Source organism: Kitasatospora sp. HPM-01-4 (assembly GCF_051374625.1).
Taxonomy (GTDB): Bacteria; Actinomycetota; Actinomycetes; order Streptomycetales; family Streptomycetaceae; genus Kitasatospora.
Genome location: NZ_JBPQGP010000005.1, coordinates 9,049,732 through 9,076,271, shown reverse-complemented (window position 1 = coordinate 9,076,271; position 26,540 = coordinate 9,049,732). Strand labels below are relative to the sequence as shown.

The following is a 26,540-nucleotide window of genomic DNA, read 5'->3' as shown; positions in this document are numbered from 1 at the left end:
AACTTTCCGACACGCTCGTTTCGGATCGGCCCGGGGAGGCAGATGGCTGGACTCACGCACGCGTACGGCGATGAGGCATCGTCGGCATTCAGTTGTGGTGACTGCCCGCCCACACGGCGGGGGTCCGCTGCGCCCAGGGAGCAGCCTGTTCCAGTTGTCCGGCGAGACGGAAGAGGACGTCCTCGCGTCCGTATCCCGCGGCGAACTGGATGCCGATGGGGAGTCCGGTGGCGGGGTCGGTCTCCAGGGGTACGGACATGGCGGGGGTGCCCGCGACATTGAACGCGGCGGTGAAGGGCGAGCGGTGGAAGACCTGCCTGACCCAGCCGAGACCGTCGGCGCCCTCGGCACACTCGGCATACGTGCCCAAGGGGACGGGCAGTTCGGGCAGGGTCGGGGTGAGCAGCAGGTCGTAGTCGGTGAAGTACCGGCCGATCGCGCGCGCGACGCTGTTGCGCATCGTGAGCGCGTGGACGAACTCGGCCCCGCTGACCTGCTGTCCGTAGGCGTAACTGGCCAGCATCTCGGGTTCGACGGTGGTGGAGCCGACGGGTCGCCCGAAGGCCGCGGCGAAGCCGTCGATCCACGTCACCAGATTGGTGCTCCAGATGCGGGCATTGGCCAGGGTGAATTCCTCCCAGCTGACGCCGAGGTCGACCTGGACCTCTTCCACCCGGTGCCCCAGGGACTCGGCGAGTCGTGCGGAGCGGAGTGTGGCGTCGACGACGGTGCCGTCGACGACCCGACCGCCCCAGGGCCGCGTGAGGAGGCCGATCCTCAGGCTACCCGGGGAGCGGGTGACCTCCTGCGCATAGGGCCGCTCCGGCCGCCGGGCGGAATAGGGGTCACCGGCCTCGGGGCCATGGACGAGGTCCAGCAGCGCGGCGCTGTCGCGTACCGAGCGGCTGAGGACGCCGTGGACGGCGAGCCCGTTGAAGACCTCGTCCGCGTCGGGGCCCAGGGAGATCCGACCGCGGGTCGGCTTCAGTCCGAACAGACCGTTGCTGGCGGCGGGGACACGGATGGAGCCCGCTGCGTCGGTGGCATGCGCGATCGGGACGATGCCCGCGGCGACGGCGGCTCCCGAGCCGCCGCTGGAGCCGCCAGGGCTACGGGTCGGGTCCCAGGGGTTACGGGTGGCGCCGTACAGGACGCCTTCCGTGGTGGTGCTGTATGCGAACTCCGGAGTCGCCGTACGCCCGAGCGTCACCAGCCCGGCGCGACGGAAGCGCGCCATGAGCGATGAGTCGGCTCCGGCGACGTTTCCCGCGGCGATACGGCTGCCCAGCTCCACCCGCTTGCCGGCCATCGCGACGGCGATGTCCTTGATCAGGAAGGGCACCCCCGCCAGTGGCGTACTGCCCGGAGCCGGCGTGTCCTGTGCGGGCCAGGTCTCGACAACGGCGTTGATCTGCGGATTCACCAGGTCGGACGCCAGCTGGGCGGTCGAGGCGAGTTCCGCGGCAGTCACTTGGCCGCGAGCCACCAGTCCGGCCAGGCCGACACCGTCGTAGTTCACGTACTCGGAGAGCTTCACTTCCGCCCATTCAGGAGAATCGGTACCGATAGGTATCTCAAGAGACCGATCGGTATCACACGAGACTGGTCGGTAACGTAACATTGCGGCCAGGGTGGCGCAACGCCCCACCGGACCGATGAGGGGCCGCATGGCGAGCGTGGAGAGAGTCAGCAGGCAGGGCAGGGTGGCCAAGTTGCCGCCCCGGGAGCGGATCCTTGACGCGGCGGAGGAGCTCTTCTCGCGCGAGGGGATCAAGGCGGTGGGTGTCCAGGCGATCGCCAGCCGGGCCGAGACCACCAAGATGGCGCTGTACCGCCACTTCGCGACCAAGGACGCGCTGGTCGAGGAATGGCTCCGCATCGTCGCAGCCGACTACACCGCCGCGTTCGACCAGCTGGAGGACGCGCACCCCGACGAGCCCCGGGCGCAGATCCTGGGGATGGCCCGGTTCATCGCCGACGGACTTTCCGAGATTTCCCACCGGGGTTGTCCGTTCATCAACTCCATCGCGGAACTGCCCGACCGCACCCACCCGGCGCGGCAGCTGATCGAAGCCCACAAGGCCGGCCAGGCGCGCCGCCTCACCGAGCTGTGCGCCCGGGCCGGGCTGCCCGACCCGGACGAGGCGGCCGCGGAGATCACCTTCGCCCTTGAAGGAGCCCAGGTGAGCACCCAGAACGGAAGCATCGAGCACACGAGTGAGCGGCTCATGAGGATCATCGAAGGCATCCTCGACCGCCACACGGCCCCCAAGACCGCCCCGTGAAAGGCCGCACCACAGAGTGATCCTGACGTGGCGGAGCGCCCCCGCCGCAGTCACCACCGGCACCGCCGCCAGCTGCTACACCACCCGCCCGCACCCTCGCTGCTGTTCGTATTGGCCGACACCCGGTGAGCAGGCCGCCCGGCAGCGGACCCGCGCCTCCAGTCCATCGCCGACGTCCACCCGATGGTCGGCGGATACCGATGACCGTGGAGGCCGGCGCCGCCCGCCTGGCCGAGTTGGAGCAGCGCGGCACCAGCGCGGAGGTGTGGCACACCCTCATGAGACAGGTCACGCAGCCGCAAGCACACAGACCGGACCTGCAAGGCGTACGCGGCCGCGATGACCGCGGTGCCCCGGCGGCCTGCCCTCGTCATAGGCGACCAGGGCGGGCTGGCCAAGTAACGGGAAGACTCTGTCCATCTACGGCGCGCAGTCACACGAGGTCGGCGGCGCTGGCGGTAGCGCAGCGGACGGCCAGGTCCGGGGGGACTCTGAGCAGCCATGGCGGCGGCGGGTCACCGCAGCGGGTTCATGGCCGCTGTCTCGTCCTCCAGCAGGGCGTTGACCTGCTGAGTCGTAGACACCCAGGAGGCGTAGAGGTCGGCTTGCGCGGCCTGGGAGTCCGCAGCGGTGGCTGCCGCCGTGCAGTTGTCGGCGGAGGCCGCCAGTTGCTGCAGGTAGGAGCTCCAGGATGCGCTGGCCGTGTCCCACGGTGGTGCCGGGAACGCGCGGGCTTGTCCGACTGCGGTGGCCAGGTCCTGGCAGCTCTTCCGCAGCTGCGGGTCCCGGGCGATGGCGAGCCAGTCAAGGTTCTGCTTTACCAACGACGGCTGCAGCTGCTTCAGCAACGACGGCTCCAGCTGCTGGGCGTAGCGGAAGAACGCGGTGTGGGAGCCGGCAAGCTGCGACTGCCCGCCGCCCTGCAGCCAGTCCCGGTAGCTTACCTTCCCGATTTCCTCCGGGCTGTAGTGCGTCGCCGGTGCGAGGCCCAGTGCTGTGCCCACGAGGTCGACCCGCGGGTGCCGGGCGTCCGGCCACAGGTGTAGCGTCGGCCAGACGGCCACCGCTACGAACATCCCGGCCACGGCCACCAGCCCCAGCCGCGCCGCAGTGCCCGGCAGGCCGACGGCCGCGGGACGCGGCTTGGGCCGTCGGCGCAGTCTGCGGCCGAGCAGGACGCCGGCCATGGTCAGCACGAACCCGAGGATACCGACGGCGCGCAGGGCCTCGAAGGCGACGAAGACGTCGCCGGGGCCGGGGCAGCCGCCGGCCGAGAGCCCGAGACCGGGCAGGCAGGCATCGGTCCGGTGTTCACCCCACAGGAGGAGGCAGCACAGCAGGCTGGTGAGGGTGGTGGCGAACAGGGCCGGCATCATCCGCGTTCGCCGGGAGCCGAGCAGGACGGCGGCGCCCGCCTGGACGGCCAGGACGGCAGCGATCTCCCAGCAGAGGAACACCACCGCGTATCCGCCTGTTGCCCGGACCGCAGGAGGAGCTGTCAGGTGTGCCAGGATCCGCAGGCCGATGTCGAGCACCAGCCACATCGACGCCGCGATGGCCCCGATGCGGGCCGCGGAACGAATGGCCTCGCGCCGGGCCGCTCCCACGAGCAGGGGGAGGAGCCACAGCAGCGGGGCGGCGAAGACGGTCACCCGCCCGATCAGCGCCGCCAGGATGAAGGGAGCCAGTACGGCCTCGACGACGGCCAGGTCCAGCCCGGTCCCGTGTGCCTGCGACACGAAGTGCCGCCACACCGTCGTGTCCGCGGACAGGGTCGGCCCGAGCGGCGGCAACTCGTAGTTGTAGTCGTTCCACCAGCGCAGGCACGCCCATCCCACCAGCAGCATGACGGCAGCGGCCAGCACCCGACGTCGCCGGCTCGCGGTGGCGACCAGCTGCCAGCAGTGTCCCGCCCAGTGGCACAGCACCAGAACGGCCGTCAGCATGAGGGTGACGATGATCAGGTCCTGCCCGAGACCGGCCGCGGTGAACGACCCCTCCGAGCCGGGGCCGTTCCGCAGCACCCCGTACATGCGCAGGGCGCTGAGGCCGTAGGCCGAGGCCAGACCGAGTCCGAGACCGAGGCCCGCGCGCGTGTACACGCCGCGGCCACCTGCACCCGAGCGGATGAACGCCGCGCCCCGCCAGGCGACCACGACCACCACCAGGGCCGTCAGCGCCGTGGCGGCATCGTAGGTTCCCTGATAGGCGAAGGACCCGGTGGGAGCGTTCCAGTTGTCCTTCGCCTGGCGCGCGTAGTCGCCGGCGATCTGGACCACGAACGCGGCCGTGAAGGTCTCCCAGAAACCAGGCCGCAGCAGCCCTTCGGGCCGCTCCAGCAACCGCACCCGGGTCAGAAGCCGCGGGTGGGTGTGCCACCAGCGGGTGCCGTCCCGCTCGGCCGACACCGCGAAGACCCCACGCAAGGCCGCCGGGCCGGTCCACTGTGCGGCCCGGGCGTCGGCGTAGCCCTCCCGCGCCCGCAGCACCGAGACGCGCAGGACGTAGCCCAGCGCGATCAGGACGAGGAAGAACCAGCCCAGTTCGATGAACTGGGAGAGCAACAGGTGCCGCGAGCCGCGCAGCGGGTTGCGCAGCGGCTGGGTGGTCTCCAGGAGCGGATCCGCCAGGGCGGCCAGGACCGGGAGGACGGTCACCAGGACGAACGCCCGCCAGACCGCGAGCGTCAGATAGGTGACGGTCACATCGCCGTTGCGGACGTGGGCCAGCTCGTGGGCCACCACGGCCCGGAACTTCTCGGGGGCGTGGCGTCGTTGCGCCACGAGTCCGACGCTCAGTGAGACCCGGCGCCGGCCGAGGCCACCGAACGCCTGCCCGGCGGGGCGGAGGTTGGCCGGGTCGAGGAGGAAACGCGGCGCACGGGACAGCCCCGCCAGGCCCACCAGCTCCCGCAACTCCTCGCGCAGGGCCGTGGAATCGGGCGAAGGCAGTTCCTCGATCGGCACCAGCCGCCGACGGCGCCCGTGCCACCAGGGATGGAGCGCGAACAGCAGCAGCGTCACCAGCGCCAGCACCCCCAGCACACCGGCCACCGACAGGATGTTGGGAAGCGCCACACCCGCCGCGCAGTGCTGGTAGTGCTGGTACTTGACCTCGTCCTGCGGCGAGAGCCAGGCCGAGGGGCCCATCTGCGTGTAGTAGCCGCTGTACACCTCGCACCGGGCTTCGGGGAGCCCGTCAGTCGGGTGCCAGAGGTCGACTAGCGTCCCCCACCACGTCGCGGTGACGGCGGCCGCCAGCAGGACCAGCGAGGCAAACCGCAGGGTCGTGCTGGACGGAGCGCTGAACGGACCCTCGGCCGGACGCGCCATCTCAGGCGATCCCGGTGTCGTCGCTCTCCGGTGCGCCCTGCGGCGGGGGGCCGTCCTCGACCGCCGTCAGCAGCGCGTCCACCAGCGCCTGCGCCTTCTCCGCCGCGACTCCCAGTCCTTCGGCCTGGGAGAGCAGTTGCTCTCGCAGCCCGGTGTCGCCCGCCGCCGAAGCTCGCACTTCGGACCCGTTGGTCAGACCCGGCACCGTACGCCCGGTTCGACGAAGCCTGCGCCAGGCATGCAGCAGGCCATGCCCACCGCGCTTGAGGACCTCGTCGCTGACGTTGTCCAGCAGCCGGTTGTACAGCGAATTCGCCAACGCCAGCGCCACCGGACTGATAAGCATCACCGCGGTGTCCCACCCCGACCCGATGACCCCGTCCGCATAGCGTCGCTCGCGCGGCAGCTCGCCGCGCCTGGCGAACTGCGCGGCCAGCGGCTCGAAGAACACCAACTCCTCCGGCGCCACCACGCCCACGGCCTGTCGGGCGGCAAACGTGACCAGTTCCTGCCGCCGAGCCCCTGCCTCGTGCACGACGATCCCCCTCCATGACAACCGATCGCCCCCCGGCGCTGAGATTCAACCACCAAGTCCCCTCAGCGAGTGAGGTTTTGGGAGTTCCTCGAAGGGTGCAGTGGGCAGCTCGGCCGGAACGGTGTCCTGTCTCGGATCGCGGCGGTGCAGGCTGCCGTTGACGGATCCGCGAGTGTCGGCGAACAGCACGGTGTTCTCGTCCGGGCTGGTGGCGGAGAACGCGCGGCGGGTGGCGGCGCATCCACGGCTCCGGGGACGGCGCGGGCGGCTTCGCCGGGGTGAGCGAACCGGTCGGCGCAGCGGGTGATCTGGAGGCCGCGCACGCCGCACTCGCAGCCGCGGTCGAAGGCCACGACATACAGCCTCCCGCTCCACCGGATCGGCCACCTGGCCGGGGTCTGGGACCAGCACCGGCGGGGTGCGACGGCCCCCAGGGGTCCCGGACAGGAGCAAGGGGTGTTCCGGTCCTGACGTGGTTGAGCCGGGTGTGCATGCTGTACAGGACCCCTCGGCCCGGTTGCGCGAGAAGCCGTCGAAGCCGACGTCGAGGAGGACGTGGCGATCGACGGCCGCCGACCGTCCCAGGTCGATCAGCGGGCGGGTCAGGAGCGCGTAGTTGTGCCACGGGTGGCGCCAGTCGACCGATACCAGCCCGCCGCCCCGATCGAAGACACGCAGCTCCTGAGCCGTGCTCGGCCACCCCGCACAGCAGCCACCGGATCAGCGGGTGCGTGGCCTGCTTGCCGGTGATCGGATCCCGCACCAGCGGCGGTGTCTCCAGCTCCCGGACCGTGCCGTCCGCCGCCTCAATGTCGCCGCGGCGGCCGGCCCGGGCCACCTCCCGGTTCCCGAGGCGGGCGGTGATCGCCTGAGCCCACCGGGCCTTCTCGGCCTCGACCAGCATGGTGCTGGTCTGCAGCAGGAGCTTCACCGAGCGCTCGCCACGCGAGGACGGCAGACGGAGAGCCGTGCAGACGGCTCGCACCCCAACAGCTCGACAGCTGTCCGATTTGTCGTATCTGCGACGAGAATGGGTGGGGTCCGCCCATCACCGCTGGAGCTTCCGATGGATCTCGGACTGCTCCGCCCCCTGTTCGAGGTCGCAAGTCCGGTCGTGTCGGTGCACCTGGACACGAGCCGGACCGACCAGGACTCGGACAAGCGCCTAGAGGTCACCTGGCGCGATCTGCGCCGCGACCTGGAACACCACGGTGTAGACGACTCCACCCTCCGAACGCTCGACGACGCCGCGGGCGGCTCGCCCCACCTCGTCGGCCCGCAGGGCGAGTCGCTCTTCGTCTCCGACGGCAAGCTGCTCGCCGCCTTCACGCTCTCCGAACCGCCGGCGCGCAACCGGGTCGTGACGGGCCCCCTCGCCGACCCGCTGGAGACCGTGCTCGACCTCGACCACCAGCTGCCTTACGTGATGGTCGCCCTCGACCGCGAGGGCGGCGACATCGACGCCTACCCGGCAGGCGCCTTCGACCCCGTCACCAGCCGCACCTACGACGGCAGCACGCTGCACATCACCCGGGTCCGGGCGGGCGGCCCGTCGATGGCCTCCTACCACCGGCGGACCCGCAACGTGTGGACCGACAACGCCGCAGGGGTCGCCGCCGAGATCGCCGAAGCCGTCGAGGCGGTCGGCGCCCGCCTGATCTTCGTCGGCGGGGACCCGAAGGCCCTCGGCGTGCTGCGCGAACAACTCGCCCCCCACCGGCTCGAGGCCGAACTCGTGGACGTGCCCGGCGGGCGCGCGGGAGGGGACGCCCTCACCGCGCTGCGGCAGGCCGTCGACCAGGCACTCGCCGACGCCTCGCGCCGAAGCCACGAGCAGGCGATGAACGGCTACCGCGAAGCACTCGGCCAAGGGCGGGCCGTGCACGGCATCCCCGCCGTGTCGGAGGCCTTCGCCAACAGCAGCGTGCACACCCTCCTGCTCACCGCCGACCGCGGCGCGGACCCGCTCAAATGGGGTACCCACGTCGACCCGCGGCTGGTGGCCAGCGCCCGCGAGGCCCTCGGCGAGCACACCGCGGACGCCTTCGAAGCCCCCGCTGCGCAGTTGCTGCTGAACGCCGCCACCATGACCGGCGCCGCCTTCAGCGAACTGCTGCCCGATGTCCACGCCGACGACGGCTGCGCCGCCGTCCTGCGTTACGGCGACTGAACGCCCCTACTCCCCCCGACCGTCCGGAGGTAGGAATGTCTGAACTGATCGTCATCGGCTACGACGGTCCGACCCAGGCCACCCAGGCCTACCAGCAGGTACAGAAACTGCAGGGCGACTTCATCGTCAACCTTGCCGGCCTCGCCGTGGTCCACGTCGACGAGAAGGGCGAGACCCACGTCGACACCCCCTCCAAGATCGTCGGCGTGTCCGCCGCAAGCGGAGCCCTCTGGGGTGCCGTCTTCGGCCTGCTCTTCCTGGTGCCCGGCCTCGGCCTGCTCCTCGGCGGAGCGATGGGCGGCCTGATCGGCAAGCTCAGCAAAACCGGCATCAACGACCAGTTCCGCAACCAGGTCCACGATCTGCTCGGCCCCGGCAGATCCGCCGTGGTGATCATGGCCTCGAAGATCACCGAGGACAAGTTCGCCGCCGCCATGCAGCCCTACGGCGGCACCAGGCCCCTGAAGTGAAGTACCGCACCACCTCACCACGCCGGGCCGGCCGAGCCGCGCCCGGCGCAGCCGACGATCCGGATTGACGACACATGTCCAGAGAAGATGCGGCCAACACGACCGGTGCCGGATCGGCGCCGGCTGCCAAGTTGACGTTGCTGACGTTGACCTCGATGGTCGTCGGCTCGATGGTGGGCGCCGGGGTCTTCTCACTGCCGCGCCGCTTCGCCGAGGAGACCGGAGTCGCCGGTGCGCTGATCGCATGGGTGATCGCCGGCACCGGCATGCTGATGCTCGCCCTGGTCTTCCAGACTCTCGCCGTCCGCAAGCCCGACCTCAACGCCGGTGTGTACGCCTATGCCAAGGCGGGCTTCGGGGAGTACCTCGGTTTCTTCTCCGCCTTCGGCTACTGGGCCAGCGCGTGCGTCGGCAACGTGACCTACTGGGTCTTGATCATGTCCACGATCGGCGCCGTCGCTCCCGCGCTCGGAGAAGGAGACACCGCACTCGCGGTGGTCCTGTCCACGGTGGGACTGTGGTCGTTCTTCTTCCTCATCCGACGGGGCACCAAGGAGGCTGCGGCGATCAACCGGATCGTGACCGTCGCCAAAATCGTCCCGATCCTGGTGTTCGTCGTCCTGGCGCTGTTCGTCCTCAAACCGGACGTCTTCGCCCAGAACTTCCGCGGCGCCGACTATGCCGGCTCGCTGTTCCACCAGGTCAGGGGCACCATGCTGGCCACCGTGTTCGTGTTCCTGGGCGTCGAGGGCGCCAGCGTCTACTCCCGGCACGCCAAGCGCCGCGAGGACGTCGGACGCGCCACGGTGCTCGGCTTCCTGAGCGTGTTCGCGGTCTTCGCCTCGGTCACCATCGTGTCCTACGGCATCCTGCCGATGAGCGAGATCGCCCAGCTCCGGCAGCCCTCGATGGCCGGCGTGCTGGAGCACGCGGTGGGCACCTGGGGGAAGGTGTTCGTCAGTGCAGGCCTGATCGTCTCCGTGCTCGGCGCCTATCTGGCGTGGACGCTGATGGCGGCCGAGGTGCTGTTCGTCGCCGCCAAGGACGACGACATGCCCAGGTTCCTGCGCCGCTCCAGCGCCGTGGACGTCCCGGTGCCGGCACTGGTGATGACCACCGTCCTCACCCAGGCCATGCTGATCATCACGCTGTTCTCCGAGGACGCGTTCAACTTCGCTCTCGACCTGACCAGCGCGCTGAGCCTGATCCCGTTCCTGCTCGCCGCCGCGTACGCCGTGAAGATCCTTAAGCCGAAGGACACGGCCGCCCTACCCGGCACCAAGCGTGACCTCGTGATCAGCGTGCTCGCCACGGTCTATACGGCATTCCTGCTCTATGCGGCAGGTCTGAAGTACGTCCTGGTGTCCTTCATCATCTACGCGCCGGCCACGATCCTGTTCGTCATGGCCCGAAGAGAGCAGGGCAGACGGGTGTTCTCACCCGCCGAACTCGTCATCTTCGCCGTATCGGTGACCGGCGCGGTCCTCGGTGTGATCGCGCTGGCGGCCGGCTGGATCAGCGTCTGACCACCCGTCCGCCCGGACCGTCGGCGTCGAACTCCCAGGAAAGGTTCACCATGCCAAGCCAAGACAGCACGGCCTCGACCGCACTCGGCGTCCATTCGGAAGTCGGCAAGCTGCGAAAGGTCCTGGTCTGCGCGCCGGGGCTCGCCCACCGCAGACTCACCCCGACCAACGCGGACGACCTGCTGTTCGACGACGTGATGTGGGTGGAGAACGCACAGCGCGACCACGCCGACTTCGTGAACAAGCTCCGCACCCGGGGCGTGGACGTCGTGGAACTGCACGACCTACTCGCTCAGACCGTGGCGATCCCCCAGGCCAGGGAGTGGCTCCTCGACCGGAAGATCATCGCGAACCAGGTCGGTATCAGCCTGATCGACGGCACCCGGGCCTACCTGGAGTCCCTGGAACCACGCGCCCTGGCGGATCTCCTGATCGGGGGCCTGGCCACCTCCGACCTGCCCGACGAGTTCCGCTCACCGTACGTCGCACTGGCCCGCGAGGCGACCGGGGCCCGTGAGTACCTGATGCCACCGCTGCCCAACACCCTCTACACCCGGGACACGACCTGCTGACTCTACTCCGGCCTCACCCTCAACCCCCTCTACTGGCCGGCCCGCCACGACGAGACACTGCTCATGAAGGCCGTCTACCAGTTCCATCCGGACTTCACCGGATCCACCCTATGGTGGGGGGACCCCGAACAGGACTGGGGACAGGCCACCTTCGAAGGCGGCGACATCATGCCGGTCGGCAACGGCGTCGTACTCATGGGCATGAGCGAACGCACCTCCCGCCAGGCCATCACCCAGGTCGCCGCGGCCCTGTTCCGCAACGGCGCCGCCGAGCACGTCATCGTCGCCGGCATGCCCAAGCTCCGGTCGGCGATGCACCTCGACACCGTCTTCACCTTCGCCGACCGCGACATCGTCACACTCTTCCCGACCATCATGGACGCGGTCCACACCTTCTCCCTGCGCCCGAGCGACGAAGTCCCCGGTGTCGAGATCGTCGACGAGGGTTCACACACCTTCGTGGCGGTGGTGGCCAAGGCGCTGGGGCTGCAGAAGCCGCGCGTGATCGAGACCGGTGGTGACGTCTACGCCTCCGAGCGCCAGCAGTGGGACAGCGGCAACAACGCCGTCGCCATCGAGCCGGGGGTCGTGTTCACCTACGACCGCAACACCCAGACCAACACCCTGCTGCGCAAAGCAGGGGTGGAGGTCATCACCATCGTCGGCGCGGAACTCGGCCGCGGCCGCGGCGGCGGCCACTGCATGACCTGCCCTCTCATCCGCGACCCTTGAAACTGTGGGGACACGCCCAGCAGTTGAACCCCTACACGCTCAGCCTGCTCAACGGCGTCGCCGCGGGGAAGACCACCGGCATGATCGCGATGGACTACGCCGACCGCCCCCTGCGTACCAGGTCGTTCAGAGCCAGAGCTTCCAATTCAGGTTGGCGGGCCTGGCGCCGGCGGCATCACCTACAGGGTCGAAAACGTGTACAGCGGCCTGGTCCTGAGCATGGCCGCCAACGGCACGGTAACCGTGCAGCCCACCAGCACCTCGAGCGATCAGTACTTCACAGTCGTCAACCAGTCCGACGGCTCCGTCGGTATCCGCGGCGCACACAACGGCCTGGTCCTGGACATGTCCAGTACGGGCGCGGTGACCGGCCGGCCCTACGCCGGCACCACGAACCAGAGTTTCCACCTTTTCGCCCAAGGCGACGGTTCGACCGGCATCCGCAGCAAGTACTACTGGGTCGGCGCCTGATCAAACCGCGCGGCCACCCCAACGACGCGGCCGCCCCGCTTCCCACCGGCCCCCGGCCTGGCCCGATGCCGTCTCTCACCGGCGTTCTCACCGGCCCACCAGGCCGGTGGGCCGCCGCTCCGGGTTCCTCGGAGGTGCGCCCGATCAGGCAGTGCGGGGCATCTCGCCGAGGTGCTGCACCGGCTCAGCGGCAAAGGACCCGAGCCACGGGCACCTCGTCGGCGGCCCACTTCACTTCAAGCGGCGGGCGCTGGAGACGGAGCAACGGCCACCACGCCGGTCCCGGCCCTACTCAGCCGGCGGTCTGCAACCGGCCGCGCCGCAGCTCCAGGACCTGGTCGCAGGCACGGGCCACCTCGCGGGCGTGGGTGACCAGGACCACACAGCAGCCCTGCCCGTGGGCGAGCTCCTGGAAGATCTCCACGATGCCGCGCGCGGTGTCCTCGTCGAGCGATCCGGTGGGCTCGTCCGCACAGAGCAGCCGCACCTCGCAGGCCAGGGCCCGGGCGATGGCGACGCGCTGCTGCTGGCCACCGGAGAGCTGCAGGGTCCGGCGGTGGCGGTCCTCCTCGTCGATGCCCAGACGCTCCAGCAGTTCCTCGGCGCGCTTGCGGCGGTCCACCCCGCGCACCCCGGTGATCTCCATGGCGGAGGTGATGTTCTGTACCGCCGTCATGTAGGGCAGCAGGTTGAAGGACTGGAACACGGTGGCGACGTGCCGGTTGCGGTAGCGTTCCAGGCCGATCCTCGCCACGTCCTGGCCGTCGTAGCAGACCCGGCCCGACTGAGGGGAGCTGAGGCCCGCGGCCAGGGACAGGAAGGTGGTCTTACCGCTGCCGGAGGGCCCGACCACCGCGTACATCCGCCCTGCCTCCAGCTCCAGGTCCACCTGGCGCAGGATGTACCGCGTCTTACCGCGGTAGGGGTAGCCGAAGCTGACGTTGTCGAAACGCAGCAGCGCGCCGCCCGCGGGCTTCTCGGGGCTGGTCATGTCACTCTCCCTTGGTGAGGATCTCGTTGGGCTGCAGGCGCATCAGGCTCAGGCCGGGGGCGACCACCGCCAGCGCGGCGATGCCCAGGCCCGCGGCGCCCACGCCCGCGATGTCCCCGGCGCCGAGACTGACCTCCAGCTTCGAGATCGGCTTGATGCCGGTGCCGTCGACGGGTGAGCCCCCGGCGCCGGCCAGCTGGCCGGGGTTGTTCTTCTCCTGTTGCCGCGCGTTCTGCTGTGCGGAGCTGACCTGGTCGGAGAGCAGCGAGCTGCCGAGGGCCTGGGAGAGGAAGGGGCTGACGGCGGTGGACAGGCCGACGGCCAGCAGTGCGCAGGCCACGACCTCGGCGAGCTGCTGCCCCAGCAGCCGCGGCTTGCGCTCCCCCATCGCCATCAGGATGCCCAGCTCCCGCCTGCGATCGCGCACCTGGGCAGCCACCAGCAGGGCGACGATGCCCAGACCGGCGACGGAGACCAGCCAGACGGTGAGGGTGGCGAAGTCGGCGGTCTTGTCGATGGGGCCGACCATGGCCTGGTACTGGGTGTCGTTGAGGGTGATCGGAAAGAGCTTCGGGTCGAAACCGGCCTTCTTGGCGGCGGCGTTGAGCGCGGCCAACTGGTCCGGGCCGGTGAGGTTGAAGGTGGCTTGCTTGACCGGCGCGCCACCGGCGCCGACCTTCTGGCTGTTGAGGGCGGCGGCACCGTCGAGGGTGGTGTAGATCAGGTTGCCCGGGTCGGACATCGGCGGCACGTAGCTGCTGGAGGAGGCCGTGCCGCTCCTGTAGACGCCGACGATCGTGAACTCGATCTCCTTGCCCAGGTCACCACTGTCGAGCGCGTTGACCTTCAGCTTGACCTTGTCGCCGACCTTGAGGTGGTCGGCGTTCGCGAGCCGCTGCTCGACCAGGATCTGGTTGCCGCTGGACTTCTCACTCAGGCCGTGCCCGGAGACGATCGAGGAGTCCCCGCTGCGGAAGGCGGACAGCTGCGAGGAGTCCAGCACACCGTTGACGCTGAAGAAGTCCGTCATGACGCTGTTGGCGCCGCTGGAGTCGGCGGGGGGCGGCACCGCGCGGTACAGGGGGATGCCGCTCGTGGGGTTGGCCCCGGTGTTGTCGACGAGGTAGTTGTAGCTCTGCACGCCGGGCATGCGGGCCATCTGGTCCAGCTTCCGCCGATCCAGGTTCCCGGTCTCGAGGCCGAACTGTCCGCCCTTGGGACCGACGTCGACCGCGCCGCTGTTGATGGCGGCGTTGAGGTCCCATTTCATCGTCGCCACCGCGCCGACCTGGCGTTTGGCATCCTCCGTGGCTCTCGACACGGCCGACTGGACCAGCAGACCCGACAGCACCAGCGTGCAGATCACGGTGAGTATCAGCACCATCAGCGCCGTCTTGCCCGGATGTGCGATCAGGCGCCACCAGGCGCGTTTGAAAGGGTTCATGTTCACGCGTTCACGCTAGGAGCGGCCGTCTGTGGACGGTCTTTGCTCGGCGGTCGGGTCCGGCGGCCGGGTTACCGTCGAGGCATGCGTGTACTGATCGTCGAGGACGAACGCCCGCTCGCCCGTGCCCTGGAGATCGGGCTGCGGCGCGAGGCCATCGCCGTGGACCTGGCCCCGGACGGCGCGGTGGCGCTGGAGCGGCTGCGGGTCTACGACTACGACGCCGTGGTGCTGGACCGGGACCTGCCGGTCGTGCACGGGGACGAGGTCTGCCGCCGCATCGTCGCCGAGGGCTCCGGGGTGCGGGTGCTGATGCTGACTGCGGCCGGGACCACCGGCGACCGGATCGAGGGCCTGGGGCTGGGCGCCGACGACTACCTGGCCAAGCCCTTCGACTTCGACGAGCTGGTGGCCCGGCTGCGGGCGCTGTACCGGCGCGCCCCGATGGCCTACCCGCCCGAGCTGGCCCTGGCCGACCTGCGCTTCGACACCCACCGCCGCCGCGTCACCAGGGCGGGCCGCACGATCGCGCTGACCCCGAAGGAGTCCGCGGTGCTGGAGCTGCTGCTGCGCGCCGACGGCGGGGTGCTCTCCCTGGGCGACCTGCTGGACAAGGCGTGGAGCCTGGACTCGGATGCCGGGGACAACGCGGTACGCCTGGTGGTCCACGCGCTGCGGCGCAAGCTGGGCGATCCGCCACTGCTCCACACCGCCGTCGGTGCCGGCTACTATCTGCAGGCACCATGAGGCGCCCGGGCCCCAGCCTCCTCGGGATCAGGGGCCGGCTCTTCGCCGGGTTCGGGGCGCTGCTGCTGGCCGCGGCAGGGCTGATGGCCCTGGTTCTGGTAGCGGGGATGCACTACCTCCCCTCCTACCAGACCACGGTGGTCGTTCCCGATGGAACGGTGCACTGGGAGAATTCCACCCCCGCCTCCCCGCTACCGTCGACGCCCAGCACGGGCACACCGATCCAGCCGACCCACGGGGAACCGCAACACATCTCCAAGGTGAGCACCCTCACCGACGTCCAGTCCGCCGTGCTGACCAGCTGCGCCGCCGGGCTTGGCCTGGTGGCGGTCTCCGGCACGGTCGCCGGGTGGTTCCTGACACGTCGTCTGCTGGCGCCGCTGCGGGCGTTGGACGAGGCAGCCTCGCGGGTGGCCGAGGGCGATCTCGGGCACCGGATCGACGCCCGCGGGCCCGACGACGAGCTGCACTCGCTGGCGGACAGCTTCGACACCATGACCGTCCGCCTGGAGCGGGCCTTCGGGGCGCAGCGCCGCTTCGCCGCGAACGCCTCCCACGAGCTGCTCACTCCGCTGACCACGACCCGCACCGTGCTGCAGGTGCTCTCGGCGAGCCCCGGCGAGGAGGGGGTGCGCGAGCTGGCCCCGATGCTGACCGAGGCCAACGAGCGCAGCATCGGCATCGTGCGCTCCCTCCTGCGGCTGGCCGAGACGGAGCACACGCCGCTGGAGCGGCAGCGCACGGACCTGGCCGCGCTGGTGGCGGAGGCGGTCGCGGCGGTGGGCACAGTGGCGCAGGAACGGGGCGTACGCGTCGAGGGCGGGGCCGGGCCCGACGGGCGGCAGGGCGTCGGGCCGCTGTGGATCGAGGCGGATCCGGTGCTGCTGCGGCAGTTGGTGGGCAACCTGCTGGAGAACGCCCTCACCCACAACGTCCCCGGCGGCCGGGTGGTGGTGCGGCTGTCCGGCGACGGGCGGCTGGGAGCCGTGGTCACGGTCTCCAACACCGGGCCCGCCGTCGACCCGGAGACGGTCGACCGGCTCTTCGAGCCCTTCTACCGGGCCGGGGGCCGGGTGGCCCCGGCGGAGCGGGACGCGGACGGCGGCGGCCGGGCCCCGGTGCGCGGCCACGGCCTGGGACTGTCCATCGTTTCCGCGATCGCCGGCGCCCACGGCGGGAAGGCCGGCGCCGTGCCGCGTCCCGGCGGCGGACTGACCGTCACCGTCCAGCTGCCCGGCGGGGCCTCAGCCGCCCGCCCCTGACGCGCGCAGCGGGCGGGCCCGGCGCGAGCTGCGGCCCGGCAAGAGGAGCCCGGGCCGCAAGCGGGGGCATCGCCACCGACGTGCTCGGCCTGGGCGCCAAGCCGCCGTGGCCCGCCGATCAGCAGTCCGTGCGCGACAGGTACACCGGAGGGAGTTCATCCTCCTCAACGTTCCCTTCGCTGCCCTCCCGAGCCACGTCGACATCCCCCTCGACCTGCCTGGGCACGGCCTCCCAACGCGGCTTCCTCCACACCGGCTACTGCTGACGCGGCCGGCCGGCTCCGTGCGGTCGCCCGCCTCGCGGCAAAGACGCCCACCGCCGAAACCGACCACCACCCCTACCAAGCATGGCCCGGTCCGAACGCGGGCCCTTGCCTGCTGGAGACATCAGCGGGGGCGTTAGAGTCCGCTCTATGGATGACAACACCGCCCTCTGGCACCGGATCGCCGATCTCCTTCCGGAACCCGCCTCGAAGGAGGTCAAGGACTGCTGGGAGATCGGGGAACAGGAGTGCGGGCTCGGCCTGCTGGTGGAGGGCCTGCTCGCCCGCCAGGTCCCGATCAGCGGGGCGGACCGGGCGCAGATCTCCGTACTCGCCGAGGAGTGGGGCGAGCGCGAGCGGCTCACGCCCGGCATCCTGCGCTGCCTGGGCGACGGCGCGCCCGCCACGGTGCGACTGCTCGATGGTGACGGCGACGAGGTCGAGGTGGTGACGGGCTGGAGCGAGTCGGAGCTCGCCGACCTGGTGCTGGTGCCGTGGATCGGCTGCACCCGCTGCGGCCGGATCCTGCTGCGCGCCCACGTCTGGGAGCCCTGGGACGACTTCTCCCACCTCGCCGAGCACTACGTGATCAGCACATCGAGCTGCGACACGGCGCTGCGGATCTTCCCCTCCGGTTCCGCCGGTGAGGCCTTCGCCGAGCTCCTTCGGAGCTGCCCGGAGGCTTAGCCGGACGTTGAACGTCAGGTTCAAGGGTCGGGCCCTCGACTCGACGGCGCGCGGGCGGCCGGCTGTCGGTCTACAGGTGGACGCGCGTGGGAAGGTAGAGCCGAACGGGGTGACGGGGTCGCGCGTCCTCATCGATGCTCCTGTGAACGGCGAAGGAGGACAGCCCTCCCCCGCGCGGGGGAGACGGCGGTACGGATCTCCTTCCGAAGCCGGGTTCGAGGCCGGCCCTCAGGGACGACGCCGGGGCGCGGACACGCCGGGACGATAGTGCCCATGACTGCCGCCCGACTCGACCCCGCTCTTCCGCTCCCGCCCCGCTGGGCCGTCCGTGCCGCCCATGCCGCCGCGCTGGTCACCCTGCCGTCCGGGATCTGGCGCCTGCTGCTGGCGGCCGGTTTCGCCGCCAGGTACACCCAGGCCGGCTACGAGGCGATGGGCTTCACCGGCTGGGGCGCGGTGTACGTCGTCGGGCTCAGCATGGCCGGAGAGCTCCTGGCGCTGCTCACGCTCGGGCTGGTCCGGCCGTGGGGCGAGGTGCTGCCGCGGTGGGTCCCCCTCGCCGGCGGGCGCCGGCCGAACCCGCGCGCGATCACCGCGGCGGCAGGCCTCGGCGCAGGGGCGCTGACCCTGGGCCTGACCCAGTTCGCCCTCTGGTGGGTCTTCCCCCACCCGGACATGACCCCTCTCGGCAACACCATCGCCGGATTCCTCTACCTGCCCCTGGTCGCCTGGGGGCCACTCCTTGCCGCCGTCACCGTCGACCACCACCGCCGGCGCCGCGCCGCGCCGCAGGAGTCTGACCGCCCCGGCATCGCCCTCGCTCCGAGCGCTTGGCATGAGCGGTACGGGCGGCGCGCCTACCCGGCGTCGCCGTCCCCGTGGAGCGGTGATCCGGAAGCGGCCCGGCAGCGGGTGAGCGAGGAGCAGCCTCACGCGCCCACCGGATCAGGCGCGGCAGCTCCGGCCGCCGTTCTCAAGCCTGACCGCTGCCGGCCGCCGAGCGCAGCTCCTCGATGAACTCCACGGCCGCCCGGGCGTTCAACAGCCGTAGTCTGATCGGCGGTTGACCCGTCACCACCCTGATCTCCAGCTCGCCGTGGCCCGAGGCCTTCACGGACCGCACCTGCGACCACGCGAACTCCCCGCCCTGCCCGTACGGCGGCGTGTGGACCAGCCCGGCGGGCGTGACGGCGAGCCGGCCCCGATCGAACCGGACGCTTCCCTCGGCGCGCAGCGTCTCGTTCAGGTCGACCAGGATGGCCGGGATGATCCGGTTGTCGATCTCCTCGAACAGCCGGGCCATCCGCCGCACGTGCAGCAGGGTGATCGGTCCGGCGCCCCCCGCGATCCAGATCACGCCCTGCTCGTAGGTGCGGGTGGTCCGGGTCTGGCCGGCGCCCAGTCGCTCGTCCCGGTAGCTCTCCGGGGTGTACTCGGTGGCCCTGATGTCGTCCCAGCGGACGGTGCGGTCGGGCCCGGCCTGGGCGGCGAGGAGCAGACCGCCCTGGTAGACCAGCACGGCCTGCGTGCCCTGGACGGGTGCCAGCCGCCCGTACGCGATCCCGGCCGCGATCATCACGACGACGGCCACCGCCAGGGGCCACCACGTGCCGACGGCCACACCGGCGCCCATGCCGATGGCCAGGGCCGCACCGCCGATCCATGCCTGCATCGCCAGCGTCACCGGCCGGTACCGCGGGTGCACCGCGACCGCTTCCCCCAGGCCGGCCTTCGTGGCCGTCGCCTCGTATTCGTCCGGGTCGATCATGTCAACTCCCCTATGTTGCACAGCCGATCGTGAACATATCCGACCCGGAGCAGGTCATGTCAGGGCCCCGGACTCGCGGAGCACGATCCGCTCGGTCCTGATCGGGGCAGGTGGCCACGCAACGGGCCCAAGCTCAGTCATGGCGGGCAACCTATCGCACACCCGCCGGACAGAGACCTCAGATGACCCGCAGCGGCAACGACGCGACGACCGTCCCGACTTCGCTTCCACAGGTCAGTCGCGCCCGGCCTCGACAGCCGGCTCCGAACCTCCACACCACGACCTTCATGCCCGACACCACAGCCTACGACCGCGAACCCGGCACCGAACGACACCAACTCCTCCCCGACATCACCGAGTTCAGCGACAACACCCGATACAGCGTCACCGACGGCCTCCATCGAATCCTGGCCGTCCTCACCCTCGGCCTTCCCGCCCGGACCACCGGCATCACCCCCCTGACCCCAACCCCGGGCCAGGCCAACGTGGATGCGGGGCACCACCTTGCCCGGCGACCTTCAGGTCGCCGTCCCAGAACGGCAGCGCGGCCGGGTGGCTGCGGCATCCGACTGCACGGCCGCCGGCGCCCGCTGCGCCTCGATGGAGCAGCTCGCGAAAGCCGGCCACGCCTGGGCCCCTACCCGTGCGTCCACCGCGGCCACCCGCACGGGAGGCCTCCTCCAGCTGGCGCAGGACACCTTCCCAGTCAGTTCCGCGCTGCCCCCAGTGGCCTACCGTGCCGGTCGGGCCGGGGTCAGAGCGACGAAGAACACCGGGCACCGAACAGGCTCGGCTCAGCGTCCGCACACTCGGCAGGGACGGCGGGTCCGCCGGTGGTACGACACCGCAGCCGCGCCGAGCCCCAGTCCCCACAGCCAGTACGCGGGCATCGCCACCCACAGGAACGACAGCGGCAGTGAGCCCGGCTGCGGCCTGGAGTGGATCGTCTCCCCGACCAACTGGCCGATGCCCACACCGAAGTACACCAGCAGCCCGACGGAGATCCCGGCTGCCGGCGGCAGCAGCAGCCGGCGCGGCACCCGGCGCCGGGCCAGCAGCGGCACCCAACGGGGGAAGGCCCGGCCCCAGCCGTGTACCAGGGACAGCGGCAGCAGCGTGCCCGCTATGACGAAACCCGCGTCGAACACCGCAAGGGACGCCCCCTCGGCCAAATCGAGGTGTCCCGGACCGACCCAGCCCAGACCGTACTGGGCGGCGATCCTCAGCCAGCAGGACGCGACCGCGCCGTAGGCCCCCCACCAGGCCCAGCGCGGGGGCCGCGCCGGCTCAGCCGGCTGCGCCTCCCCGGTGCGGCTGCAGCGTGGGCAGTCGCCCCAACGGCCGCGCCGGTACGCGGTGGCACAGCCGAACAGCAGGGCGGCCACCGCGAAGCAGGCCGCGCGGCTCAGCGCACCGGGCAGGTTGTGTGGGATCCGCAGCCCGGGGATCAGGGTGCCGACCACGTCGAGCAGCAGCAGCGGGCAGGAGACGAGCAGTACACCGCTCACCGCCCAGGACGCCCCCAACAGGCCACGGTTGGGCCCGGCGGCCGTCCGCAGTCCGTGCGCGAGCCCCACCGCCACCACACACAGGACCACGACCCCCCAGCGCGGGACCACCAGCAGATCGGTACCGAACCGACCGAACGACGGAGCGTGGCCGAGCGACCACCAAATCTGCGGCGCCGCGTAGCAGGCCGCTGCGGCCTGGGTCACCGGAACGGCCCACCGCAGCCGGTTGCCGGGCGCGTCCGCCTCCAGCGCCGCCCGCTTGCGCGGACGCGTGGTGGGCTGCCTGGCGGAGGCCGCCGTACTCTCCCGGGTCTCTGATGTCATGGCTCCACTCTGAGATCGCTGATCCCGCCCTGAACCGGCCGGACGAACGAAAGCGCTCCCCCACCAGAGGGAGATCTCCAGCGGCCGCGAGGAGGAGGCAGGACTACCTCGACCCCGTCGCGGTCTTCCGCGCCCTCGGATGGCCGGCCGATCCCCGCTGACGGAGCGAGCCGCGGACGTGAACGGGTGCTGCTGCCACCTCTCGTGAACATCGAACAGCTCCCCCCAAGTTGCCCGTGGAGTCGGGTATTGGAACTGTCCGAATGCCTGCGGATCCGGCCTTCGTGGCCCGCTCGCTAATCTGTACGAGTGATTGACCCGACGCCTCTTGCCAGTACCGCCGGCTACGGCGAAGCCGCAGACACACTCGTCGAGCAGTACGAGAGCGTCTCCTTCGCCGACGTCCACCGCGACGTACTGCACCTGTTCCCGTCTCAGCCCAGCGCGATCCTCGACATCGGGGCAGGCAGTGGCCGCGATGCCGCCGCGCTGGCCGGTCAGGGGCACGTGGTCATCGCCGCTGAGCCCACCGCGGAACTTCGTGCCCTGGGCCAGCGGATCCATGACGACCGGGACATCGAATGGGTCGATGACTCGCTGCCCGAAATGAGGATGCTTCGCAGTCGCAGCCAACGGTTCAACCTGATCCTTCTGACGGCCGTGTGGATGCATCTGGACGAAATGCAGCGGGCGTTGGCGATGGAGAGCATCGCCGACATGCTCGCCTCCGAGGGGCGCGTGATCCTCTCCCTGCGGCACGGCCCCGTCCCGGCCGGACGACGGATGTTCAACGTTTCGGCGCACGAGACGATCGAGCTCGCCCGGGGCCATGGTCTGAGCGTTGTGCACCACAGCGAACGTGAAGACCCGCATGGTCGGCGAGGCGTGCGCTGGACCTACTTGGGACTGCAACAGGAGAATGCCGCCGACACCGTCTGACGAGGTTCTCGACACGGGGCGGAATCGACGTGATCGGGCAGCTGGAAGCCCCGGGGCACGGCCTGGTAGGCCCGGGGGCGGCATCCGCGGGTCCTCCCGCTCGAAGCCGATGACGCCCGGGTGAACGGGTGACCCCGCCTGCTCATCGAGGAAGACGACGAATTCCCGGGCAAGCGCCGCCTGAACCTCACCGTGAGTGGGAAGTCGGCCTCGCCGACTTCCCACCGCCCACCATCGCCTACGGCAGGCGCCGCCGCTTGGCGCACTGTCAGTCGTAGAGGCCCGCCCCCTCGCCCGCGGCCGCGCGCACGAGCGCATCGGTGAGGGCAGCCGGGGTCGTGAGCATGGGGAAGTGGCCGGTGGGCAACTCGAAGTAGGTGACGCCGGGTTCGGCGAGCCTGGCGAACCCGGGGGCTCCGGTGGCGTGCAGGGAGCGGGCGACGTCCCGGCTCACCGGCGTCGCGGCCGCGGGCGAGGACGGGCTGATCGCGGTGCCCGGCCAGCCGCCCCCCGGCGTTCCCGAGAGCGAGCGGGAGCGCTACTACCGCCTGGCCACCCCGCGCCCCGGCGCGACCGTGACCGACCCCGCCCGGCCGGCCGGCCGGAGCCTGGACCGACACCAACGCGGCCTCACCGGCCGTTCGTCTTCGCCGTTTCGCCACATTCGGCGGGAGCGGCGGGCATGATGTGCAGGCACACTCCCCACCCGACCGGACAGCTCAGGACCAGATCGAGGAGGCACGATGCCCGACGTGGAACCGCTGGTGAGCCTGGCCATGACCGGCGCGACCACCGTCGTGGCGGCGATGGCGACCAGCGCCTGGGAGTCGGCCCGGGCCAGGACCGCCGCCCTGTTCCACCGCCGCGGCGACTCCCGGCAGGACGTCGAGGCCCAACTGGAGCGCAGTGCCGCCCGAATAACGAGCGCCGGAGAGGCCGCCGCGGTCCGGGAGGGTGAGATCGCGCGCTGGCAGGCGGATCTGGTGGACCTGCTGCGCGAGCTGCCGGACACCGAGGACGGTCTGCTGGCCCTGATCCGGGAGCTCCAGCAGCAGCTTCCGCCGGTCCGGCAGCAGTGGGTCCAGCACGTCACCGCGCGCGACGGCGGCTCGGCCTACGGCGCACTCGGGCCGGGCAGCAGCGTGCACGTCCACCATCACACCGGGCCGGCGCCCACCGACGAGCCCCTGTGACGTCCGATCCGCAGACGTCCGGTGCGTCGGTGCCCGGTCAGCCTCCGGATCCCGTGAGCGTCCATCAGGAGGTGCGAGCGGAGAGCGGCTTCGCGTACGGGGTGATCGGTGGCGACATCAACGTCTTCGGCGACGGGCCGCCGCTGTACGTGTTGGAGACCTGGCGTCCGGCACCGCAGGCGGATCCGGGGTATCTGCGGCAGCTGCCCAGCCGGATGCTCAACGCCCGCTTCGCCGTAGTGCCGTTCACCGGCCGGGCGGAGGAGCTCGCCGGGCTGCGGACCTGGCGCGACGAGGGCCCGCGGCTGGCCGTGCGCTGGCTGCACGCACCCGGCGGCCAGGGCAAGTCCCGGCTTTCGGCCGAGTTCGCGCACGCCTCGCTGGCGGACGGGTGGAAGGTCGTCACCGCCACCCACGGGCCGGGTACCGTCCTGCCGCCCCCGGGCAGTCAGGACCTGCGCCTGACCGGTGCCACCGGTCTGCTGCTGATCGTCGACTACGCGGACCGGTGGCCGCCCAGCCATCTGACGGCGCTGTTCAGCAACGCCCTGCTGCACCAGACCGCCGTGCGGACCCGGGTGCTCCTGCTGGGCCGCAGCGCCGACCTCTGGCCGGCCGTACGCGGCGCACTGGCCAACCACCAGGCCGCCACCTCGACCCAGCTGCTGGCGCCGCTGCCCGGCGGCGAGGGGACGGCGCGGCAGGCCCGCGCGGCGATGTTCGCCGCGGCCCGCGACAGCTTCGCCGCCCACTACGGCACCTCCGCGGCCGCCGTCAGCCCTCCGGGACCGTTGGACGCCCCCGAGTTCGGCCTGACCCTCGCGGTGCACACCGCCGCGCTGGTCGCGGTCGACGCCTACGTCACCGGTCGCCGACCGCCCGGCGACATGGCGAACCTGACGATCTATCTGCTGGACCGGGAGCACCTGCACTGGCAGAACCTCTACGGCGACCCGGCCCATGAACTCGATCCCGCCGGACGGACATTCACCACCCCACCCGAGACGATGAACCGGACGGTGTTCACCGCCGCTCTCACCGGCACGCTCACCCGGCCGGACGGCACCGCCGTGCTCGGGACGCTCCGGCTCGACCCCGCCGCGCAGATCCTCACCGACCACGCCGCCTGCTATCCCCCGGCCGGCTCCGCCCCCGACACCGTCCTGGCGCCCCTCTACCCGGACCGCCTCGCCGAGGACTTCCTGGCGCTGACCGTCCCCGGCCACACCGCCGACTATCCCGCCCAGCACTGGGCGACGCCCACGGTGGACCTCCTGCTGGACCGGGCCGCCGACCGCACACCCGCGCCCTGGACGCCGCGTACCGTCACCTTCCTGGCCGCCGCGGCCGAACGCTGGCCGCATCTCGGCCCGGCCTGCCTGTACCCGCTGCTGCGCCAGGACCCAGGACTCGCCATCGCCGCCGGAAGCGCCGCCCTCACCGCACTCGCCGGCATCCCCACCATCGACCCGACCGTCCTGGAGGCCGTCGAAGCGCGCTTCCCGCCTGATCGGCACACCGACCTCAGCCCGGGCATCGCGGCCCTGACCGCCCGCCTCGCCGCCCACCTCCTCGCGGCCACGGACGATCCCGCACGGCACGCCGGCCTGTACACCACCCTCGCGGTGCGCCAGTCCTACGCGGGCCTCCACTCGCGCGCCCTGGCCGCCTCCGAACAGGCAGTGGCGATCTACCGGCACCTGGCCGAGGCCGACCCGGCCGGCTACCGGCACCTGCTCGCCAACGCCCTCTCCGTACTCGGCAACAGCCTGGCGGACGTGGGACGGCGGGCAGAGGCACTGACCGTCGCCGAGGAGACGGTGGAGATCTGCCGGGGGCTCGCTCAGGCCGACCCCGCGGCCCACGAGGGCAGCCTCGCCCCAGCACTGGTGAACCTGGGAATCCGCCTGGGCGAGGCGGGCCGCCATGACGCCGCAGTGGCCGCCGCCGAGCGGGCCACGGAGATCTGGCGGCGCCTGGCCCAGGCCAATCCGGCGGCTTTCCTGGACGACTACGCCACCTCGCTGAACAACCTCAGCACCGGCCTCGCGCGCCTGGGGCGGGGGGAGGAGGCGCTGGCCACCGTGGAACGCGCGGTGGAGATCCGGCGGCACCTGACCGAGACCGACCAGGCCCGGTACGAGTACGAGCTCGCCACCTCGCTCGGCAACCTCACCCTCTGCCTGGCGATGCAGGGCCGACGCGCGGAGGCGTCGGCCGCGAGCGAGCAAGCCATGGAGATCTGGCGGCGCCTGGCCCGGGCCAACCCGGCCGCCCACGAGCTCGATCTCGCGACGTCGCTGACCAACCTCGGCCGCCTCCTGCCGGAGCTGGGACGGCACCAGGACGCCCTGGCCGCCGCCGAGGAGGCGGTGGAGATCTGGCGGCGCCTGGCCCGGGCCAACCCGGCAAGGTACGAGCCCGAGTTCGCTGCCTCGCTGAACAATGCGGGCCGCTGTCTGGGAGATATGGGACGGGATGAGGAGGCCCTGGCCGCCACCGGGGAGGCGGTCGGGATCCGGCGGCGCCTGGCGGACGCCAACCCGGCCGCGTACGAGCCGGACCTCGCGATGTCGCTGACCAACCTCGGCTGCCATCTGTCGGAGGTGGGACGGCATCAGGAGGCGCTGGCCGCCGGGGAGCAGTCGGCAGCCCTCTACCGGCGCCTGGCCCTGACCGATCCGGTCGCGTACGAGCCCGACCTCGCCCGCTCGCTGGACAATCTCGGCAACCGTCTGACGGAGGTGGGCCGGCACCAGGAGGCGCTGACCACGACCGAGGAGGCGCTCCGGATCTGGCGGCGCCTCGCCCGCGCCAACCCGGCCGCGTACGAGCCCGACCTCGCGATGACGCTCCACAACCTCGGCGCCGACCTGGCGGAACTACGACGGTTCCGGAAGGCCGTCACCGCCCTGGAGCGGTCGGCAGCACTCCACCGACGCCTGGCCCAGGCCGACCCCGCCGTCCACTCCGCCGGACTCGCCCGCACGTTGCTCGCCTCAGCAGCCGTACGTCTGGTCTGGGGCCGCGACTTGCGCGGTGCCCTGCGCTCGGCCGACAGCGCCGCCGCCATCTACCTCCAGCTGGCCGACCGACTCCCCGCGGCGTTCACCGACCACCTGCGACACACCATGCAGCTACAGGCGGAGCTGCTCGCCCGACTCGGCCGCCGTGCGGAAGCGGAGAAGATCCATCGTCTGCTCGTCAGCGATCCCGAGGGTTGACCGGAACCCCAGGTCAACGCACCCGCCCACGCGGCCTCAGCGGCACGGTCCCGAGCGACGGGCACACGAGCGGTCCGGAGGACACGGCGAGGCT

20 protein-coding genes and 2 pseudogenes are annotated in these 26,540 nt (G+C 71.3%); 13 read left to right on the top strand and 9 right to left on the bottom strand.

The features are described from left to right. Nucleotides 1–88 precede the first annotated feature (88 nt). Nucleotides 89–1,537, bottom strand: a complete 1,449-nt coding sequence (locus ACSMTC_RS39095) for an amidase (protein ID WP_436564517.1) — start codon at nt 1,535–1,537, stop codon at nt 89–91. A gap of 130 nt (nt 1,538–1,667) precedes the next feature. On the opposite strand from ACSMTC_RS39095, the gene ACSMTC_RS39090 reads away from it, so the two are divergent. Next, on the top strand, nt 1,668–2,285 hold the full coding sequence (locus tag ACSMTC_RS39090) for a TetR/AcrR family transcriptional regulator (RefSeq protein WP_436564516.1): 618 nt from the start codon (nt 1,668–1,670) through the stop codon (nt 2,283–2,285). A 515-nt stretch (nt 2,286–2,800) separates the two neighbouring features. Here ACSMTC_RS39090 and ACSMTC_RS39085 read toward each other — a convergent pair. Continuing rightward, nucleotides 2,801–5,617, bottom strand: coding sequence for a M48 family metalloprotease (locus ACSMTC_RS39085; protein ID WP_436564515.1), 2,817 nt, complete (start codon nt 5,615–5,617; stop codon nt 2,801–2,803). A 1-nt stretch (nt 5,618) separates the two neighbouring features. Continuing rightward, nucleotides 5,619–6,152 (bottom strand): hypothetical protein, encoded by a 534-nt coding sequence (locus ACSMTC_RS39080; protein ID WP_436564514.1) that lies wholly within the window; start codon nt 6,150–6,152, stop codon nt 5,619–5,621. A gap of 1,066 nt (nt 6,153–7,218) precedes the next feature. Here ACSMTC_RS39080 and ACSMTC_RS39075 point away from each other — a divergent pair. The 5 genes and pseudogenes from ACSMTC_RS39075 to ACSMTC_RS39055 all read left to right on the top strand — a co-directional run bounded on the left by ACSMTC_RS39075 (nt 7,219) and on the right by ACSMTC_RS39055 (nt 12,093). After that, nucleotides 7,219–8,322, top strand: coding sequence for a baeRF2 domain-containing protein (locus ACSMTC_RS39075; RefSeq protein WP_436564513.1), 1,104 nt, complete (start codon nt 7,219–7,221; stop codon nt 8,320–8,322). A gap of 35 nt (nt 8,323–8,357) precedes the next feature. Next, on the top strand, nt 8,358–8,792 hold the full coding sequence (locus ACSMTC_RS39070) for a DUF1269 domain-containing protein (protein ID WP_436564512.1): 435 nt from the start codon (nt 8,358–8,360) through the stop codon (nt 8,790–8,792). A gap of 74 nt (nt 8,793–8,866) precedes the next feature. Further along, nucleotides 8,867–10,318 (top strand): basic amino acid/polyamine antiporter, encoded by a 1,452-nt coding sequence (locus ACSMTC_RS39065; RefSeq protein ID WP_436564511.1) that lies wholly within the window; start codon nt 8,867–8,869, stop codon nt 10,316–10,318. Between the two features lie 50 nt (nt 10,319–10,368). After that, nucleotides 10,369–11,622, top strand: a pseudogene (locus ACSMTC_RS39060) (arginine deiminase). 144 nt (nt 11,623–11,766) lie between these two features. After that, nucleotides 11,767–12,093 carry an RICIN domain-containing protein gene (locus tag ACSMTC_RS39055; protein WP_436564922.1) on the top strand — a complete coding sequence of 109 codons (327 nt, stop codon included), beginning with the start codon at nt 11,767–11,769 and terminating at the stop codon, nt 12,091–12,093. A 292-nt stretch (nt 12,094–12,385) separates the two neighbouring features. Here the strand turns inward: ACSMTC_RS39055 and ACSMTC_RS39050 are convergent, their stop codons facing one another. Together ACSMTC_RS39050 and ACSMTC_RS39045 are read right to left on the bottom strand one after the other, a co-directional pair. After that, on the bottom strand, nt 12,386–13,084 hold the full coding sequence (locus ACSMTC_RS39050) for an ABC transporter ATP-binding protein (protein ID WP_436564510.1): 699 nt from the start codon (nt 13,082–13,084) through the stop codon (nt 12,386–12,388). Between the two features lies 1 nt (nt 13,085). After that, nucleotides 13,086–14,528, bottom strand: a complete 1,443-nt coding sequence (locus tag ACSMTC_RS39045; RefSeq protein WP_436564921.1) for an FtsX-like permease family protein — start codon at nt 14,526–14,528, stop codon at nt 13,086–13,088. Between the two features lie 84 nt (nt 14,529–14,612). Here ACSMTC_RS39045 and ACSMTC_RS39040 point away from each other — a divergent pair, with 84 nt between their 5' ends. The 4 genes from ACSMTC_RS39040 to ACSMTC_RS39025 all read left to right on the top strand — a co-directional run bounded on the left by ACSMTC_RS39040 (nt 14,613) and on the right by ACSMTC_RS39025 (nt 18,504). Then, on the top strand, nt 14,613–15,275 hold the full coding sequence (locus tag ACSMTC_RS39040; protein ID WP_436564509.1) for a response regulator transcription factor: 663 nt from the start codon (nt 14,613–14,615) through the stop codon (nt 15,273–15,275). After that, entirely contained in the window at nt 15,272–16,537 is a 1,266-nt protein-coding gene (locus ACSMTC_RS39035; RefSeq protein WP_436564508.1) for a sensor histidine kinase, read from the top strand. Before ACSMTC_RS39040 ends, ACSMTC_RS39035 begins: the two co-directional genes overlap by 4 nt. Before the next feature lie 413 nt (nt 16,538–16,950). Continuing rightward, on the top strand, nt 16,951–17,487 hold the full coding sequence (locus ACSMTC_RS39030) for a hypothetical protein (RefSeq protein WP_436564507.1): 537 nt from the start codon (nt 16,951–16,953) through the stop codon (nt 17,485–17,487). 273 nt (nt 17,488–17,760) lie between these two features. Then, on the top strand, nt 17,761–18,504 hold the full coding sequence (locus ACSMTC_RS39025) for a hypothetical protein (RefSeq protein WP_436564506.1): 744 nt from the start codon (nt 17,761–17,763) through the stop codon (nt 18,502–18,504). Here ACSMTC_RS39025 and ACSMTC_RS39020 read toward each other — a convergent pair. The 3 genes and pseudogenes from ACSMTC_RS39020 to ACSMTC_RS39010 form a co-directional block, all read right to left on the bottom strand. Beyond that, complete coding sequence (locus ACSMTC_RS39020; RefSeq protein ID WP_436564505.1) at nt 18,461–19,255, bottom strand: hypothetical protein; 795 nt, start codon at nt 19,253–19,255, stop codon at nt 18,461–18,463. The genes ACSMTC_RS39025 and ACSMTC_RS39020 overlap by 44 nt on opposite strands. 63 nt (nt 19,256–19,318) lie before the next feature. Further along, nucleotides 19,319–19,396 (bottom strand): annotated as a pseudogene (locus tag ACSMTC_RS39015) (GNAT family N-acetyltransferase); the annotation flags it as partial. Between the two features lie 653 nt (nt 19,397–20,049). After that, nucleotides 20,050–21,090 carry a hypothetical protein gene (locus tag ACSMTC_RS39010; protein WP_436564504.1) on the bottom strand — a complete coding sequence of 347 codons (1,041 nt, stop codon included), beginning with the start codon at nt 21,088–21,090 and terminating at the stop codon, nt 20,050–20,052. Between the two features lie 309 nt (nt 21,091–21,399). On the opposite strand from ACSMTC_RS39010, the gene ACSMTC_RS39005 reads away from it, so the two are divergent. Next, entirely contained in the window at nt 21,400–22,029 is a 630-nt protein-coding gene (locus ACSMTC_RS39005) for a class I SAM-dependent methyltransferase (protein ID WP_436564503.1), read from the top strand. A gap of 268 nt (nt 22,030–22,297) precedes the next feature. Here the strand turns inward: ACSMTC_RS39005 and ACSMTC_RS39000 are convergent, their stop codons facing one another. After that, nucleotides 22,298–22,483: a hypothetical protein gene (locus ACSMTC_RS39000; protein ID WP_436564502.1), complete on the bottom strand. Its 186-nt coding sequence runs from the start codon at nt 22,481–22,483 to the stop codon at nt 22,298–22,300. Nucleotides 22,484–22,772: 289 nt separating this feature from the next. Between ACSMTC_RS39000 and ACSMTC_RS38995 the strand changes: the two genes are divergently transcribed. Next, entirely contained in the window at nt 22,773–23,222 is a 450-nt protein-coding gene (locus ACSMTC_RS38995) for a hypothetical protein (RefSeq protein ID WP_436564501.1), read from the top strand. Between the two features lie 53 nt (nt 23,223–23,275). Continuing rightward, the gene (locus tag ACSMTC_RS38990) at nt 23,276–26,446 is read left to right on the top strand and encodes a tetratricopeptide repeat protein (RefSeq protein WP_436564500.1); all 3,171 of its coding nucleotides are present in this window, start codon (nt 23,276–23,278) and stop codon (nt 26,444–26,446) included. Nucleotides 26,447–26,540: the final 94 nt, after the last annotated feature.

What these genes read in the sequence shown, in the direction of transcription:
- ACSMTC_RS39065 (WP_436564511.1), top strand. Translation starts at nt 8,867, where the DNA reads ATGTCCAGAGAAGATGCGGCCAACACGACCGGTGCCGGATCGGCGCCG.
- ACSMTC_RS39090 (WP_436564516.1), top strand. Translation starts at nt 1,668, where the DNA reads ATGGCGAGCGTGGAGAGAGTCAGCAGGCAGGGCAGGGTGGCCAAGTTG.
- ACSMTC_RS39075 (WP_436564513.1), top strand. Translation starts at nt 7,219, where the DNA reads ATGGATCTCGGACTGCTCCGCCCCCTGTTCGAGGTCGCAAGTCCGGTC.
- ACSMTC_RS39020 (WP_436564505.1), bottom strand. Translation starts at nt 19,255, where the DNA reads ATGATCGACCCGGACGAATACGAGGCGACGGCCACGAAGGCCGGCCTG.
- ACSMTC_RS39045 (WP_436564921.1), bottom strand. Translation starts at nt 14,528, where the DNA reads ATGAACCCTTTCAAACGCGCCTGGTGGCGCCTGATCGCACATCCGGGC.
- ACSMTC_RS39050 (WP_436564510.1), bottom strand. Translation starts at nt 13,084, where the DNA reads ATGACCAGCCCCGAGAAGCCCGCGGGCGGCGCGCTGCTGCGTTTCGAC.
- ACSMTC_RS39030 (WP_436564507.1), top strand. Translation starts at nt 16,951, where the DNA reads ATGGATGACAACACCGCCCTCTGGCACCGGATCGCCGATCTCCTTCCG.
- ACSMTC_RS39010 (WP_436564504.1), bottom strand. Translation starts at nt 21,090, where the DNA reads ATGACATCAGAGACCCGGGAGAGTACGGCGGCCTCCGCCAGGCAGCCC.
- ACSMTC_RS39070 (WP_436564512.1), top strand. Translation starts at nt 8,358, where the DNA reads ATGTCTGAACTGATCGTCATCGGCTACGACGGTCCGACCCAGGCCACC.
- ACSMTC_RS39040 (WP_436564509.1), top strand. Translation starts at nt 14,613, where the DNA reads ATGCGTGTACTGATCGTCGAGGACGAACGCCCGCTCGCCCGTGCCCTG.
- ACSMTC_RS39035 (WP_436564508.1), top strand. Translation starts at nt 15,272, where the DNA reads ATGAGGCGCCCGGGCCCCAGCCTCCTCGGGATCAGGGGCCGGCTCTTC.
- ACSMTC_RS39025 (WP_436564506.1), top strand. Translation starts at nt 17,761, where the DNA reads ATGACTGCCGCCCGACTCGACCCCGCTCTTCCGCTCCCGCCCCGCTGG.
- ACSMTC_RS38995 (WP_436564501.1), top strand. Translation starts at nt 22,773, where the DNA reads ATGCCCGACGTGGAACCGCTGGTGAGCCTGGCCATGACCGGCGCGACC.
- ACSMTC_RS39085 (WP_436564515.1), bottom strand. Translation starts at nt 5,617, where the DNA reads ATGGCGCGTCCGGCCGAGGGTCCGTTCAGCGCTCCGTCCAGCACGACC.